Origin of the sequence: Thiobacillus sp., from assembly GCF_013693775.1 — a bacterium.
In the GTDB taxonomy this organism is placed as follows: Bacteria; Pseudomonadota; Gammaproteobacteria; order Burkholderiales; family Thiobacillaceae; genus Thiobacillus.
The window spans coordinates 2,509,434-2,524,545 of record NZ_CP059257.1 but is presented as its reverse complement, the minus strand read 5'-3'; the positions used below and the strand labels follow the sequence as shown (position 1 = coordinate 2,524,545).

15 protein-coding genes and 1 pseudogene are annotated in these 15,112 nt (G+C 63.8%); 8 read left to right on the top strand and 8 right to left on the bottom strand.

What is annotated here, in order from left to right:
- Window positions 1-103: 103 nt before the first annotated feature.
- The 3 genes from HZY77_RS12450 to HZY77_RS12440 form a co-directional block, all read right to left on the bottom strand.
- Entirely contained in the window at window positions 104-2,335 is a 2,232-nt protein-coding gene (locus tag HZY77_RS12450) for a VWA domain-containing protein (protein ID WP_296820912.1), read from the bottom strand.
- A gap of 42 nt (window positions 2,336-2,377) precedes the next feature.
- Window positions 2,378-3,181, bottom strand: a complete 804-nt coding sequence (locus tag HZY77_RS12445) for a CbbQ/NirQ/NorQ/GpvN family protein (protein WP_296815222.1) — start codon at window positions 3,179-3,181, stop codon at window positions 2,378-2,380.
- Between the two features lie 127 nt (window positions 3,182-3,308).
- A complete protein-coding gene (locus tag HZY77_RS12440) occupies window positions 3,309-4,688 on the bottom strand; it encodes a ribulose-bisphosphate carboxylase (RefSeq protein ID WP_296815220.1) in 1,380 nt (459 codons plus the stop codon).
- 137 nt (window positions 4,689-4,825) lie between these two features.
- Here HZY77_RS12440 and HZY77_RS12435 point away from each other — a divergent pair, with 137 nt between their 5' ends.
- The 4 genes from HZY77_RS12435 to HZY77_RS12420 all read left to right on the top strand — a co-directional run bounded on the left by HZY77_RS12435 (window position 4,826) and on the right by HZY77_RS12420 (window position 7,988).
- Window positions 4,826-5,740 (top strand): LysR family transcriptional regulator, encoded by a 915-nt coding sequence (locus HZY77_RS12435; RefSeq protein WP_296815216.1) that lies wholly within the window; start codon window positions 4,826-4,828, stop codon window positions 5,738-5,740.
- A 105-nt stretch (window positions 5,741-5,845) separates the two neighbouring features.
- Window positions 5,846-7,183, top strand: a complete 1,338-nt coding sequence (chrA, locus tag HZY77_RS12430) for a chromate efflux transporter (RefSeq protein ID WP_296815214.1) — start codon at window positions 5,846-5,848, stop codon at window positions 7,181-7,183.
- 7 nt (window positions 7,184-7,190) lie between these two features.
- Window positions 7,191-7,565 carry a rhodanese-like domain-containing protein gene (locus HZY77_RS12425; protein ID WP_296815211.1) on the top strand — a complete coding sequence of 125 codons (375 nt, stop codon included), beginning with the start codon at window positions 7,191-7,193 and terminating at the stop codon, window positions 7,563-7,565.
- 90 nt (window positions 7,566-7,655) lie between these two features.
- A complete protein-coding gene (locus HZY77_RS12420; RefSeq protein ID WP_018507402.1) occupies window positions 7,656-7,988 on the top strand; it encodes a TusE/DsrC/DsvC family sulfur relay protein in 333 nt (110 codons plus the stop codon).
- Window positions 7,989-8,037: 49 nt separating this feature from the next.
- On the opposite strand, the gene HZY77_RS12415 is transcribed toward HZY77_RS12420, so the two are convergent.
- Window positions 8,038-8,385 (bottom strand): DMT family protein, encoded by a 348-nt coding sequence (locus HZY77_RS12415; RefSeq protein WP_296767937.1) that lies wholly within the window; start codon window positions 8,383-8,385, stop codon window positions 8,038-8,040.
- Window positions 8,386-8,476: 91 nt separating this feature from the next.
- On the opposite strand from HZY77_RS12415, the gene purE reads away from it, so the two are divergent.
- The 3 genes from purE to HZY77_RS12400 are packed head-to-tail and all read left to right on the top strand — an operon-like array spanning window position 8,477 to window position 10,581.
- The gene (gene purE, locus HZY77_RS12410; protein WP_296630356.1) at window positions 8,477-8,974 is read left to right on the top strand and encodes a 5-(carboxyamino)imidazole ribonucleotide mutase; all 498 of its coding nucleotides are present in this window, start codon (window positions 8,477-8,479) and stop codon (window positions 8,972-8,974) included.
- Window positions 8,964-10,097 (top strand): 5-(carboxyamino)imidazole ribonucleotide synthase, encoded by a 1,134-nt coding sequence (locus HZY77_RS12405; RefSeq protein ID WP_296815208.1) that lies wholly within the window; start codon window positions 8,964-8,966, stop codon window positions 10,095-10,097. Before purE ends, HZY77_RS12405 begins: the two co-directional genes overlap by 11 nt.
- Window positions 10,087-10,581 (top strand): DUF192 domain-containing protein, encoded by a 495-nt coding sequence (locus HZY77_RS12400; RefSeq protein WP_296815206.1) that lies wholly within the window; start codon window positions 10,087-10,089, stop codon window positions 10,579-10,581. Before HZY77_RS12405 ends, HZY77_RS12400 begins: the two co-directional genes overlap by 11 nt.
- 5 nt (window positions 10,582-10,586) lie before the next feature.
- Here the strand turns inward: HZY77_RS12400 and HZY77_RS12395 are convergent, their stop codons facing one another.
- The 4 genes from HZY77_RS12395 to purM all read right to left on the bottom strand — a co-directional run bounded on the left by HZY77_RS12395 (window position 10,587) and on the right by purM (window position 13,976).
- The gene (locus tag HZY77_RS12395) at window positions 10,587-11,213 is read right to left on the bottom strand and encodes a DUF3108 domain-containing protein (protein ID WP_296815203.1); all 627 of its coding nucleotides are present in this window, start codon (window positions 11,211-11,213) and stop codon (window positions 10,587-10,589) included.
- A 407-nt stretch (window positions 11,214-11,620) separates the two neighbouring features.
- On the bottom strand, window positions 11,621-12,316 hold the full coding sequence (locus HZY77_RS12390; RefSeq protein ID WP_296815200.1) for a DUF3108 domain-containing protein: 696 nt from the start codon (window positions 12,314-12,316) through the stop codon (window positions 11,621-11,623).
- Window positions 12,317-12,318: 2 nt separating this feature from the next.
- Window positions 12,319-12,897, bottom strand: coding sequence for a phosphoribosylglycinamide formyltransferase (gene purN, locus HZY77_RS12385; protein ID WP_296820910.1), 579 nt, complete (start codon window positions 12,895-12,897; stop codon window positions 12,319-12,321).
- Between the two features lie 50 nt (window positions 12,898-12,947).
- Window positions 12,948-13,976: a phosphoribosylformylglycinamidine cyclo-ligase gene (purM, locus tag HZY77_RS12380; RefSeq protein WP_296815196.1), complete on the bottom strand. Its 1,029-nt coding sequence runs from the start codon at window positions 13,974-13,976 to the stop codon at window positions 12,948-12,950.
- On the opposite strand from purM, the pseudogene HZY77_RS12375 reads away from it, so the two are divergent.
- Window positions 13,966-14,982 (top strand): annotated as a pseudogene (locus tag HZY77_RS12375) (AI-2E family transporter); the annotation flags it as partial. The gene purM and the pseudogene HZY77_RS12375 overlap by 11 nt on opposite strands.
- Window positions 14,983-15,112: the final 130 nt, after the last annotated feature.

Genomic DNA, 15,112 nt, shown 5'->3' with positions numbered 1-15,112 from the left:
GGGACAGGAACCGCGCTCACCGCCCGGCAATCTATCTCGGCGTCACCCTGCTCGTGCCCTGCCGAATGCCTGGCTGACCGGAAGCGCGGTCGGAACAGAGGACCTACTTCGTCAGCGCCATGAACAGCTGCGGAAGCCGTTCCGGCAGCCGCTCGATGTGATCGATCACGGTGAACTGGCGACCAAAAATATCGCCGACATATTCGTCGGCCTTGGGATCGAGGCTGATGCAATAGGTAAAAATGCCCTGCTGGTCGAGCTCGTTGGCAGCCCGTCGCGCATCCTCGATCAGCAGGCGCTCGTCATGGGTATCCACGTCGGATGGTCTGCCGTCGGTCAGGACGAGCATGAGTTTCTTATCTGCCGGCCGCGCGGCCAGGTAATGCGCAGCGTGGCGCATCGCTGCGCCCATGCGGGTGGAATAGCCTGCCTCCATCGCAGCCAAGCGCGCTTTCACGTCGTCGTCGAAGTGTTCACCGTAGCCCTTGATGTGCAGGTAGCGCACGTCATGGCGGGTGTTGGAGTGGAAACCGGCAATGGCGAAGGGATCGCCCAGCTTTTCGATCGCCCAGGCCAGCAATGAGACGGCTTCCTGTGAGAGTTCGAGAATCGTCTGGGTGGAGCCTGCCGCCTTGTCGTTGAGCGATTCCGACAGGTCGAGCAGCAACATCACAGCGATGTCGCGGCCATCGGTGCGGTGGCTCATGTTGATGCGCGGGTCGGGNGTGGCGCCGCCCTTGAAATCGATCAGCGAGCGGATGGCGACATCGAGATCGAGCTCGCTGCCTTCCTCCTGGTATCGGATACGCACCTTGTCCTGCGGTTTTAGCAAGTCGAGCATCTTCTTCAGCCGCTTGGCGAGCGCGCCATGCTTGGCTAGCAGGCGGTCGATGTCGGCGGCGTTGCCGCTGGGATGCAACGCCTCGTAGACGCTCGCCCAGTCGGGGCGGTAAGTCTGGCTGCCGTAGTCCCACTCGGGATAGTGGCGCGGCGGCAGGCCGCGGATTTCCTCGTCCGGCTCGATCCTGCGCTTCTCGTCGAAGGCTTCTTCCTCGTCGCCTGCCTCGATGAATTTCCACAGCTGGCGGTTGTCGTCGCGGTAGTCGACCACGGTGTCGGCGAAATGGACCCTGGCGAACTGGTCGCTCTGGCGGCGGGTCCTGGCGACATAGGAAAGCGCCAGCGCGGCGATGTCTTTGGTGCTGGATTTCCCTGTNGCCATCACGGCATGGAAGCGTTGGACGTAATCCAGCAGGTCGGTATCGAGATAGCCGTGATCAGGGTCGAGCAGCGCGCGCGACAGCATCGCCATGCGGTGGCGCAGGCAGGAGGTGGTCTCCGGATCGCAGGCGTCTGCCACGGGGTTGGGGTGCAGCGCGAGGAACAATTTGCGCAGACCGGGATATTCGCGGATCAGCAGCGACTCGATGCGACAGTCCTCGAAGCACTCGACCGCCATGCGCTGGAACGGGCTCCAGTTGTCGGCCACCTGCGCCTCGGACCAGCGGCGATGGCCGACGATATGGGCGAGCGTGGCGCGGTAGCGGTCAATCCCGGAAACATCACCGAGATCGTCGTACACGTCGGGCAGGCGGATGCCGAGCTTGTCGTAGTAGGGGATCGGCTTGCGGATTTCGTCGAACGCGGTCGAATACGGCACCAGGTGGTCGTGATCCCGCCACAGGCCGCGCAGGTAGAGATCGAGCTTGCGCTCGACGTCGACCAGCAAGGTCCCGTGACGTTCGCGCTGCAGCACGGCGCGGCTGTCGGCCGACTGCAGGCTGAAGTAGTCCTTCTGCCGCTCGGGATGGGTGCGGTAGTTGCGGATGCCGTATTCGACCCAGTTCTTCAGACCCGCCAGAGTGAGCTGACCGAGCAGGGCCGGCGCCTGCGCCAGAAATTCCGGCAGGCCCGGACTCGGAAACGTGGTGTGGTGGCCGTGAATGGAGCCGGTGGTACGCGTCTTCAGATCAAGGGTGATGTCGAGGTAATGCTGCAGTTGTTCCTGCGATTGCAGCCGGCGTGCCACCGGCGCCAGCGTCTGCAGGAAGGGCGTGATGGCCTTTCCGTTGGGCGACTTCTGCAGGCGCTGGATCAGCGTCATCACCGCGGGCAACGCGGATTCGCCGACCGCCTTGGCGGTGGATGGCCACTCCTCCAGGAACGCCAGCATCGGCTCAACGCCGCGTCCCAGCTTGCCGATGACGCGGCCGGCTTCGAGGTAGGCATCGACCCCTTCGCGCGTAAGTACCGCCAGGGCCTCGGCCATGACGTCCTCGAACACCTCCTCCACCTGCGGGAAGCGGGTGTCGACCTGCGCCCAATAGGCGCGCATCAGGGGATGCTGGTATTCGGTTTCGGTAGTCACGTTCAAAGCTTAGGCAAACGTGGCGTCGATGGCGTGATCCAGCGTTTCGCGGATGTCGGCGTCGTCGGTGATCGGACGCACCAGCGCCATGCGGCAGGCGTCCGTCGGCTCCACGCCGTCCTTGATCAGCATAGCCGCGTAGACCAACAGGCGGGTGGAGATGCCTTCGTCGAGACCATGACCTTTCAGGCTGCGGGCGACGCCGCCGATCTTCACCAGCTTGGCGGCCACGGCTTCGTCCATGTCGGTTTCCTTCGCCACGATCTGCGCTTCCATCGCCGCATCGGGGTAATCGAAGTCGAAGGCGGTGAAGCGCTGCTTGGTCGACTGCTTCAGATCCTTCATCAGCGTCTGGTAGCCGGGGTTGTAGGAGATCACCAGCTGGAAGTCGGGGTGCGCGTGGATCAGCTCGCCCTTCTTGTCGAGCGGCAGCGTGCGGCGGTGGTCGGTCAGCGGGTGGATCACCACGGTCGTGTCCTGGCGCGCCTCGACAATTTCATCCAGATAACAGATGGCGCCAATGCGCGCGGCGGTGGTGAGCGGCCCATCGAGCCAGCGGGTGCCGTTGGCTTCCAGCAGATAACGGCCGACGAGATCCGACGCGGTCATGTCCTCGTTGCAGGCCACGGTGATCAGCGGCTTGCCGAGCTTCCACGCCATGTACTCGACGAAGCGCGACTTGCCGCAGCCGGTGGGACCTTTCACCATCACCGGCAGCCGATTGCGGTAGGCGGCCTCGTACAGCGCGACCTCGTTCTTCTGCTGCTGGTAGAAGGGTTCCTGCTCAACCTTGTACTGGTTTTTGTTGGTCATCTTGATTCCTCACGACGGAAGAAAAACGCCCCCGGGAAGCCGGGGCGTGTAGCGCGGGGAGGGTTCTCTGCGGCTAGGAGATCGCTTCAAACCCGCCCCGCGTGGATGCGTTTCCATCCCTGCTTGCTTATTTGTGCACACCCAGCTTTTCGCGCCAGCCCGGGAACAGCTTGTCGGCGTCGCCCGGGAAGGACTCGAAGGCACGGGCGAATTCCTTGTGCTCCTTGGCGAATTCGATCGGGTCGGCACCCGACTTCCAGCACTCGTAGGACTGGCGCAGCGAGATCGCGCCGGCGGCCGGGCTGTCGATGTGGCCGTAGGAGCCGCCACCGGAGGTGTTGATGACGTTGCCGTGGCCCAGGTTCTCGAAGAAGCCGGGCAGGCGCAGCGCGTTCATGCCGCCGGAGATGATCGGCGTGGTGGGCTTCATGCCGTACCACTTCTGGAAGTAGACCGGGCCCTGGCACTCGTCGCGCTCGATCATGTAGGCGATGCCCTTGTCGGTGGCGTCGCCTTCCATCTTGCCGTAGCCCATGGTGCCGACGTGGATGCCGGACGCTCCCTGCAGACGCGAGATCTTGGCCAGCACGAACGCGGTGTAGCCGCGCTTGGCGGACGGCGAGGTGATCATGCCGTGGCCGGCGCGGTGATAGTGCAGGTACTGGTTGGGGTACTGGCGGCGGGCCGTGGTGATCATGCCGGGACCGCCGACGAAACCGTCGACCAGGAAGGCCAGCTTGTCGGCATCGGGACCGAAGGTTTCCAGCGCGAAGTCGGCGCGGGCGCACATTTCGTAATGGTCATCGGCGGTGATGTTCATGGAGAACAGCTTGGCCTGGCCGGTCTCGTCCTGGGCGCGCTTCATCGCGTCATAGACGAGGGGNATGGTCTTCTTCAGCGGCGAGAACACCTGGTTACCCTGAGGTTCGTCGTTCTTGATGAAGTCGCCGCCCAGCCAGAACTGGTAGGCCGCATGGGCGAAGGGCTCGGGGCGCAGGCCCAGCTTCGGCTTGATGATGGTGCCGGCGATGTAGCCGCCGTTCTGGATCGGACGGCCCAGGATGCGCCACAGGTCGGAGATGTCCTTGGAGGGACCGTCGAACAGCTGGATGGCACGCTCGGGGAAATAGATGTCGATCATCTTGGCGTGCTCGATGTCGCCCATGCCCTGGTTGTTGCCGATGGCCAGCGTCAGGAAGGAGACGATCATCATGCGGCCGTCGGTGACATTACGGTCGAACAGGTCCAGCGGATAGGCGATCCGCATGTCTTCGGTGGTTTCGTCGATCAGGTAGACCAGCGCGTCGACGCCCTTGGTGAATTCGTCGGTGGTGGACACTTCGACGTTGGTGCCGGTGGAGGACTCGGCGGCGAAGTGGGCGGCGGCTTCGAGGTAGCCATGGCCGGATTTCGGCTTCATCTTGTAGGCGACGAGGATGTGCTTGCCACCCTTGATGAGGTCCTCTTCCTTGAGGGAAAGGTCGGCGTAACGTGCGGACTGATCCATTGCTTGGCTCCTGCGGTAGATAAACAAGATTCCAGAAGCCAATGCCCCTGAAATCGACAGGGGCGGACTATACGCACACGCTTATATAATTAAAATTCAATAGTTCTGATAAAAACTATATATATAGGCTTATATATATGCGCCGCCTGACATTACGCCAATTCAGGGTGTTTGAAGCCGTCGCCCGCCATCTGTCGTTCTCCCGGGCGGCGGCGGAGCTGCATCTGTCCCAGCCCGCCGTCTCCATGCAGGTGAAGGGCATCGAGGCCATCCTGGGCGTCCCGCTCACCGAACAGCTGNGGAAAAAGATTTTCCTTACCGACGCCGGCCTTGAGGTGCTGCACGCCAGCCAGGCGATCACCGCCCGCCTCGACGACCTGCAGCACAATCTTGCACAGCTGCGGAGCGTCGACACGGGTCGTCTCAACATGGCCGCGACCTCGACGGTGAACGCCGTCGCCACCGATATCCTCGCCCGCTTCCGAGGTCGCCATCCCGGGGTGGGGATCCATCTGGACGTCTCCAACCGGGCGGCCGTGCTGGAACAGCTCGTCGGCAACCGCATCGATCTTGCCATCATGGGACAAGTACCGGACGGGCTCGGCCTGGAAGCCACCCGCTTCATGGACAACCCGCTGGTCGTCATCGCCCCACCCGACCACCCATTGGTCGGCAAANAGAAAATTTCCGTACGCGACCTGGCGTCCGAATCCTTCCTGGTGCGCGAAGCGGGTTCCGGCACCCGTGGCGCGATGGAACGCTTCTTCGCCGCCCGCGGGCTGGAAATCCGAAGCAGCATGGAAATGAGCAGCAACGAGGCCATCAAGCAGGCGGTGCAGGCCGGCCTCGGCCTGGGCATCCTGTCGCTGCAGACGCTGGAGATGGAACTGGCGCTGAGACGGCTGGCGGTGCTCGCGGTCGAGGGATTTCCCATCATGCGCCACTGGTACGTCGTGCATCGCACCGACAAGCGGCTGTCGCCTGTGGCGCAGGCATTCAAGATCTTCGTGCTGGGGCCTGCGAATTCACCTGTCCAAACGACACTCGGCTAGAATCACCTCAGTCGGGGTACCAGCCCCCGGCGTCAGGATGCTCGCATCCGCAAGACGGTGTCCCGTCCAAGACTGGCTCTTATCCTTTAACCTGGAGCTAATTGCTTGGACACCGCACACCACACCCGACCCGCGCCCGTCACCCTGGGCACATCCTTCAAATACTGGCTCAAACTCGGTTTCATCAGCTTCGGCGGTCCCGCCGGGCAGATCGCGATCATGCACCACGAACTGGTAGACAAGCGCCGCTGGATTTCCGAGCAACGCTATCTGCACGCCCTCAACTATTGCATGCTGCTGCCCGGACCCGAGGCGACCCAACTGGCGATCTACATCAGCTGGCTGATGCACGGTATCCGCGGCGGTGTCATCGCGGGCGTGCTGTTCTTTNTGCCGTCCTTTCTGCTGCTGTCAGGGCTCGCCGGCCTCTATCTCGCCTACGGCACGCTGCCGCTGGTGCAGNGGGTGTTCTACGGCATCCGGCCCGCAGTGGTGGCGATCGTACTTTTCGCCGCATGGCGCATCGGCAGCCGCGCCCTGCGGAACGACCTACTGTGGGGCATGGCGGCACTGGCTTTCGTCGGCATTTTCGTTTTCCACGTCGCATTTCCGTGGATCGTGCTGGCCGCCGGCCTGCTCGGCGCCGAGGGCGGCAAACTCGCGCCACACAAGTTCAGGACAGGCGGGNGCCACGGCACCCGCCACGCACAGGCCGGCCCGGCAATCATCGACGACGACACCNCGCCGCCGGCGCACGCACGCTTCAACTGGCGCAGGTTCGCGCTCACACTCGCTGCCTTCGTGCTGATCTGGTTGGGCGCGATGGGCACGCTTTCGGGCATGCCGGCTCTCCAGGCCATGGGTGCGTTCTTCACCAAGGCGGCCTTCCTCACCATCGGCGGCGCCTATGCGGTGCTGCCCTACGTCTACCAGGGTGGGGTCGAGCATTTCCAATGGCTCACCGGCCCGCAGATGATGGACGGCCTGGCGCTGGGCGAAACTACGCCCGGCCCGCTGATCATGATCGTCACCTGGATCGGTTATCTCGGCGGTGTCTCAGGGCAAGTCGTCGACAATCCGGTCGCGGCCGGACTGGCAGGCGCGGCAGTCGCGACTTTCTTCACTTTCCTGCCGTCCTTCCTGTTCATCCTGGTGGGTGGCNCCCTGGTCGAAGCCACCCGCGGCGAGCTGGCCTTCACCGCACCGCTCACCGGCATCACCGCAGCCGTAGTGGGCGTCATCCTCAACCTCGCGGTATTCTTCGCCTGGCATGCCTTCTGGCCGCACGCCACGGCAGACGCCCCGTTCGCCGGCGGTTTCGACGGACTCGCCGTCATCGTCACCGTGGCTGCGTTCATCGCGTTGTCGCGATACAAGGCCGACATCACGGCAGTGATCGGCGTGTGCGCCCTGCTCGGGCTGGCTTATTCATTTTTCATGTGAGGATCGTATGGAACCCGTTGCTCAACCCCTCAAACGCTGTGGATGCGGCAGTCCGACCGACAAATGCCCGGACCTACCGCGCACGATCGAACCTGCCAAGGTTAATCCCGACAGCACGCTGGTGTTCGACGTGCGGCGCGAGGCCGATTACGCCGCGTCAAACGAGATCATCCCGGGTGCGCTGTGGAAAAATCCGGACAAGATCGACGCCTGGATCGGCGCCCTGCCGCTCACGCAGGACGTGGTGATCTACTGCGTGCGCGGCGGCACGGTGTCGAACAGTGTGGTCGACCGGCTGCAGGCTGCGGGCATCAAGGCGCGCTTCATCGAGGGTGGCCTCGAGGCATACAAGCTGGCCGGTGGGAAGATCGCCCGCAAATAATCTCTATGTCCGGAATGAGTAGTTGACTAATTTGCTCGGTTATTCTATTGTGCGTCATCGCAATTAATTATTTACTGCAAGGACTGCATCATGGAACGCGAAATCAACGGCAAGATGGTCGAAACCGACCCCGAAGGTTATCTGGTCAACCTGGAAGACTGGTCCGAGGAACTGGCGGTCGAGCTGGCCAAGGAAGACAAGCTGGAGCTGGGCGAAAACCACTGGAAGATCATCCACTACATGCGCGACTTCTTTGCCCAGAACGGCACTGCGCCTAACCTGCGCTTCCTGCAGAAGGGTCTGAAGGAAGAATTCGGTCCGGAATGGGGCGAGAAGAAATTTCTGTTCGATCTCTTCCCGTTCGGCCCCGCCAAGCAGGCTGGTCGCTACGCCGGCACCCCGAAGCCGACCGGCTGCGTGTAAATTCTCGTCAGCTCGTCAAAGCCCCGCCCTGCGGGGCTTTTACGGCTGCTCAGGGATGGCTGCGGAACATGAAGTACACCGCCCCCACCATGCACAGTGCAGCCCACAGGAAATCCCATTTCAGCTCCACTTTCATGTACAGCACGGCAAACGGCATGAATACTGCCAGTGCGATCACCTCCTGCATGATCTTCAGCTGCGGCAGGCTCATCACGGTGTAGCCGATGCGATTGGCCGGCACCTGCAGCAGATATTCGAACAGGGCGATACCCCAGCTGGCGAACGCAGCGATCATCCAGGGCTTGTTGTTCATGTCCTTCAGGTGCGCATACCAGGCGAAGGTCATGAAGACATTGGAACAGGTGAGCAGGATCAGGGTTTGCAGGGAGGCGGGCATGATCGACGTCCGGAATCGCACGGCACCATTGTAGGGAATCCGCACGTCGCCAGGCTGGTAAAATGCGGCCTTTCGCATTGCAAGGGTCAGCATGATGAACGCGCCTCAGGTGGGGGTGGTGATGGGGTCTTCCAGCGACTGGGAAGTCATGAAACATGCAGCGATGCTGCTGAAGCAATTGGGCATCCACTTCGAAGCCAAGGTGGTGTCCGCGCACCGCACACCGGACCTGCTGTTCGAGTATGCCGCCAGCGCCGAGGCGCGCGGGCTCAAGGCAATCATCGCCGGGGCGGGCGGAGCGGCCCATTTGCCCGGCATGATCGCGTCCAAGACTATCGTGCCGGTGCTGGGTGTGCCGGTGCCGTCGAAATACCTCAAGGGGATGGATTCGTTGCTGTCCATCGTACAGATGCCGAAAGGCATCCCGGTCGCCACCTTCGCCATTGGCGAGGCGGGCGCGGCCAACGCGGCGCTGTTTGCCGCCTCGCTGATCGCCCGTTACGACGACGGCCTGGCAGCCAAGCTGAATGAATTCCGCCGCAGCCAATCGGACACGGTGATGGCGATGGACCTGCCCGATGTCGAGTAAACCGCCCATCCTCCCCGGCGCGACACTGGGCATCCTCGGTGGCGGCCAGCTCGGTCGCATGTTCACCATCGCCGCGCGCACCATGGGCTACAGGGTCATGGTGCTCGACCCCGATGCTGCCAGCCCCGCTGGACAGATGGCTGATACGCATCTACAGGCGGACTATGCCGACCATGAGGCGTTGAAGCGGCTTGGCGAAGCCTGCGCCGCCGTCACCACTGAATTCGAGAATGTCCCCGCCGCGAGCCTGATCGAACTGGCGAATCATTGTCGGGTATCGCCCGGCGCCGCCGCCGTCGCCATCGTGCAGGACCGCAGCCACGAGAAATCCTGGCTCGCCCAGAACGGCTTCGCCACCGCGCCGTTCGCGCTGGTCTACAGCGAAGGGGACCTCGATGCCGGCATGGCCGACGTGGGGACACCCGCACTGCTCAAGATCGCGCGCTTCGGCTACGACGGCAAGGGCCAGGCGCGGGTCAACACGCGCGAGGAAGCGCGCGCCGCGTTCCGCGAATTCGACGGCCAGCCCTGCGTGCTGGAAGGCTTCGTCAAGTTGGAACGCGAGGTGTCAGTGGTACTCGCCCGCAGCGATGCCGGCGAATGTGCACTGTTCCCGGTAGCCGAAAACCGCCACGAGAACGGTATTCTCGACGTCTCCATCGTCCCCGCCCGCGTGCCGCAGAGTCTGGCGCATCAGGCCTGCGGGATGGCGCGCGACGTGGCCAACAAGCTCGGCTACGTTGGCGTGATGGCGGTCGAGTTCTTTGTCGCCGACGGCCGCCTGATGGTCAACGAAATCGCGCCTCGCCCGCACAACTCCGGCCATTACACGCTCGACGCCTGTGCCACCGACCAGTTCGAGCAGCAGGTGCGCGCCCTGTGCGGCCTGCCGCTGGGCGACACCCGGCTGCTGTCGCCGGTGGCGATGGTCAACATCCTCGGCGACCGCTGGCAGAACGGCGGACCGCACTGGAACACGCTGTTGGCGCACCCGAATATCAAGCTGCACCTGTACGGCAAGCAGACCGCACGGCCGGGCCGCAAGATGGGACATTTCAACGTGCTGGATGCCGATCCGGACGCCGCGCTGCGGTTGGCCGAACAGATGCGCCATGCGCTTTAGCGCATACATAAAGGGCAGCCGCTTTAGCACATTCATAAAGGGCAGCCGCTGTGGCGCGCTCACCGATCCTCGTCTTCGCCTGGCACTTGCGCTGCTGCTCGCCGGCGGCGCACCCGCCGTGGAAGCGGCGCAGCCGACCCTGCACATCGGCCCGCACACCTTCCAGATCGAAATCGCGGATACGCCACGCGAGCGCGCACAGGGTCTGACGGGGCGTTCCTATCTGCCTGCCGATAACGGCATGCTGTTCGTATTCGAGCGACCGGGGCGCTATTGCTTCTGGATGCGCGACACGCCGCTGCCGCTGTCGATCGCCTTCATCGACGCGACGGGCCGCATCGCCAGCCTCGCCGACATGCAACCGCGCACCGAGACGCGGCACTGCCCGAGCGTCGACGTGCGCTATGCGCTGGAAGTGTGGCAAGGCGAATTCCAGAAGCGCGGGATCACGCCGCGCATGCGGGTGGACGGCTTGCCGAAGTAGGCTTGCTAGGGTGCGATCGACCGCACCCGAAGCTCCATCTCGCGACCCGCGTCGTCGCTGCGGAGCACGCGCACCGGCAGGTAGTGGCGATCGATCGCCAGCCAGGCCTCGAAACGACCGTCGTCATCGGCCACCCGCGCAATATGCAGCGTACGTAACGTACCCAGCGCAGTATCCAGCCTATCCTCGCCGCGCACTTCGTAGGTGTAGTCGCGCAGTTTCTTGCCGTTGAACACCTGATACGTCAGTCGTTGTCCGTCCGGCGGCGGCGCCGTCAGCGCAAACTGGAAGAACAGGCTCAAGACATCCTGTACGTCGCCCTGATAGGCGAAGTGGCGCGGCTCGCTTTTCTCTGGCATCAGCGTGAGCTGGCCCTGCGTGGAATCGAAACGCGCATTGCTGAATTTGTCGCCGCGTTGATCCCAGAACTCCTCTGGTTGCAAACCGTGCGGCGTGATACGGCCGCGGCTGGTCTGCACGAAGCGTCCCCGGTAGAACAGACCGGTCAGGCCGGTCGCCCCCACCACGCTGGTCAGCGTGTAGTGCGTCCCGTCGTTCACCCAAACCAGGGTCTGCTCGCCCGATGCCAGCCCGTAGCGCACCTCGAACCGCAGGTCGATGCGCGGCGGCAAGGGGTTCAGAGGAACAGGGGCGCAACTACGGGTTCGACAGGTGGCGGAGCCGGGGCCGTGGGTTGCGCAGTGAATGCTGACACGGTATCGGCAACGACGGAAGCGGCGGGCGCTTCAGGTGCGGCCGCCTCGGCAGGCGGTTCGGGTGGAGACTCTACGGGAAGTGGCGGCGGTGCAGCCGGCGGGAGAACTGCCGGTTTTTGCGCAGGCCGGGGGTGAGGAGAAGGCGAAACGGCTGCAGCGATCGGCGCAGGAGCCGGAACAAGCNTCCACGTCGATCGGCGCCGGCTCGGGAGGTACAGACTCGTGCGGAAGTCGCCATTCCAGGCCGCCCAACAGACCTCCATGCAACAACAGCGAGATGGCCAGCGCCCACCACCACAGGCGAACGCGGCGCCCCACCCGCTTCAGCCTTTGACGCTGGCGCGTACCAGGCGCTGTTCGATCGTGACGCCATCCTCGCTGACACGGACTTGCACCGGCAGATTGTTGCGTGCCGGCGCCACCCACACCGTGATGGCCTTTTCATCGGGTTTCTGCGTGATGCGTTGATACTGCTGGGTCGCCATTGCGCCCAACGGCGTCCGGATTGAGCCGCCATCGCTGCGCATATAGTGATAGTCGTTGAGGCCGCGTCCGCTCACGACCTGCACGCTGTAATCGGCGGGCAGGCCGGGCGCGAACATGAACTGATAGAGCTGGGACAACTGGTCCTGCGCCCCGTCCTGCAAGCCATCCACCCGCCGCGTCTCACCTTTGTACTGGTACGTGATAGTGCGCTGCTTCCAGTCGAGCCGGGCTGTCGCCAGCTTGTTGGGGGCGTCGCTGCGGGCGTGCTGGAACTGCATGGGCCGCAGGCCTTTCGGCGTCACCCCCGTGCTTTCCAGGTGGATATTGCCGGGCCACAGCATTTGGAGCGGGCCGCTGGCGCGGGTTTCGCTGGTCAGTACATAGCGGGTGCCGTTGCGGGTGAAGGTATCGACCACTTGGCCGAGCTTGATGCCGTTGCGGTAGAGGTCGTACACCACGTTCATCTGGGACGGGCCTGCCGCCTGGGCAGATCCCGCAACCAGCGCGGCGGTGAGCAGAATGATCTTGAGCATGGTCACGTTCCGGGTGATAACACAGACTGTGACGCCAAATCGTCCTTCAAGTTTATGTGGCCATGCACTTTGATCAGCCGGCCTTCGGCAAACCAGCGGATGGCCTGGGGATAGATGCGATGCTCCTGCGCCAGCACCCGCGCCGCGAGCGTGTCCGGCGTGTCGTCCGCGCGCACCGGCACGGCCGCCTGGATGACGATGGGGCCATGATCCAGGTTGGCGGTGACGAAATGCACCGTGCAGCCGTGGATTTTCACGCCTTCGGCGAGCGCGCGCTCGTGCGTCTTCAGGCCCGGGAACATGGGCAGCAGCGAGGGATGGATGTTCAGCAGGCGGCCTTCGAAACGCGCGATGAAGGCCGGGCTGAGGATCCGCATGTAGCCGGCCAGCACCACCAGGTCGGGGCGATGGCGCTCGATTTCATCGGCCAGCAAGGCGTCGAAGGCCGCGCGGTCCGGGTACTGCGTATGATCGAGCGCGACGGTGTGGATACCTCGCGAACGGGCATACGCCAGCCCTGCCGCCTGCGGCCGGTTGCTGATGACGGCCGCGATGTCGATCGGTAGCTGCGCCTCGATCATTGCCTGAAAATTGCTGCCACGCCCGGACAGCAGCACGACGACGCGGCAGGTCACAGATAAATGACCTGCTCGGCGCCATCCGGACGCGCGACGATTTCGCCGATCTGCCACACGGTTTCGCCGCTGGCCTGCAAATGCGCCATCGCAGGGGCGGCATCCGATGCGGCAACGACCACGCACATGCCGATACCGCAGTTGAAGGTGCGCAGCATTTCGGCCGGTTCGACGTTGCCGGCCTGTTGCAGCCAGTCGAACAGCGGNGGCCGCGTCCAGCTTGCCTGATCCAGCTTTGCCGCCACACTCTCCGGCAGGCAGCGCGGCAGGTTGCCGGTGATACCACCGCCGGTGATGTGGGCCATGCCCTTGACGTCGAGCTTCGCCATCAGCGCCAACAACGGCTTGACGTAGATCCGGGTCGGCGCCATCACTGCATCGGCAAAAGGGCGGCCATGGAAGTCCGATTTCAAGCCGATGTGGCTGATGTCGATCAGCTTGCGGATCAGCGAGTAGCCGTTGGAATGCGCGCCGCTGGACGCGAGTCCCAGGACGACGTCGCCCGGCGCGATGGACTGGCCGCCGATCACTTTCGATTTCTCGACCACGCCGACGGCGAAACCGGCGAGGTCGTATTCGCCTTCGGCGTACATGCCGGGCATCTCGGCCGTCTCGCCGCCGATCAGCGCGCAGCCGGCCTGCTCGCATCCTGTGGCGATGCCGGCGATCACGGCCTCGGCGGTGTCGAGCGTGAGCTTGCCGGTGGCGAAGTAGTCGAGGAAGAACAGCGGCTCGGCGCCCTGTACCAGGATGTCATTGACGCTCATCGCGACGAGATCGATGCCGACGGTATCGTGGCGGTTGAGCTCGAACGCCAATTTGAGTTTGGTGCCGACGCCATCGGTGCCGGACACCAGCACCGGCTCCTGGTATTTCTTGGAAATCTCGATCAGCGCGCCAAAACCGCCGATGCCGGCCAGCACTTCGGGACGCATGGTGCGCTTGGCCAGCGGCTTGATGCGCTCGACCAGTGCATCGCCGGCGTCGATATCGACGCCGGCATCTTTATAGGAAATGGAAGACACGCCCGGCTCCAGAATCAAAAAGTGCGCTATTTTACCGCCTATGCACACGATCCGACGCCCAGGCTTCCCCGGCAACACTCCCTGGCTTGCCTTCGCGGTACTGCTCGTCGCGGGCGGACTGGTCTATCTGTTGGGACCCATCCTGACGCCGTTCCTTGCAGGCGCCTTGCTGGCCTACATCTTCGACNCCCTGGTCGACCGGCTGGAAACACGCGGACTGTCGCGCACGGCCGGTACGGTGGTCGTCATCGTGCTGGCAGGGCTAGCGGTGTCGGCCCTGTTGCTGGTGGCGCTGCCGCTGTTCCAGGGACAGTTCGCCGAATTGAGCCAGCGCGTGCCAGCGGCCCTCGACCTGCTGCGGACCCGCTTCCTGCCCTGGCTGCAACAGACTTTCGGTATCGGCATCGACTTCAACCTGGCTGCGCTGAAGACCTGGCTCACCGAGAAGGCCACCCAGAACGGCACTGCCTGGCTGCCCTCCCTGCAAACCGGCGCACTGGCCATCGTCGGTGTGCTGGCCAATCTGTTGCTGATCCCGGTCGTGATGTTCTATCTCCTGCGGGACTGGGACGTCATGGTGGCACGGATCGCGACCCTGGCGCCCCGTCGCTGGCTGGGGACCGTCACCCGCATTGCCCGCGACATGGACGCGGTCGTCGGCGAGTTCCTGCGCGGCCAGCTGGCGGTGATGGCGACCCTGTCGCTGTATTACGCCCTTGCGTTGTGGGCGGCGGGACTGGATTACGCATTGCCGATCGGCATCCTTACCGGCGTGCTGTCCTTCGTGCCCTTCCTCGGCTTCGGCCTCGGCGTGATCCTGGCGCTGCTGGTGGCCCTGCTGCAATTTACCGACTGGACCGGCGTGGCCTGGGTGGCAGGCATCTATCTCGCCGGGCAGGTATTGGAAAGCTATGTCATCACGCCGCGCCTGGTCGGCGAGCGCGTCGGCCTGCACCCGGTGGCGGTCATCTTTGCCTTGGCGGCATTCGGCCAGTTGTTCGGCTTCGTCGGCGTGCTGCTGGCGGTGCCGCTGGCGGCGATCCTGCTGGTGGCGTTGCGCGAATTGCGCGGCGTATACGAAGCCAGCGACTTCTATGCCGGCAGCTATAATGCCGGCTCTTTCGATTCCGCTTCGT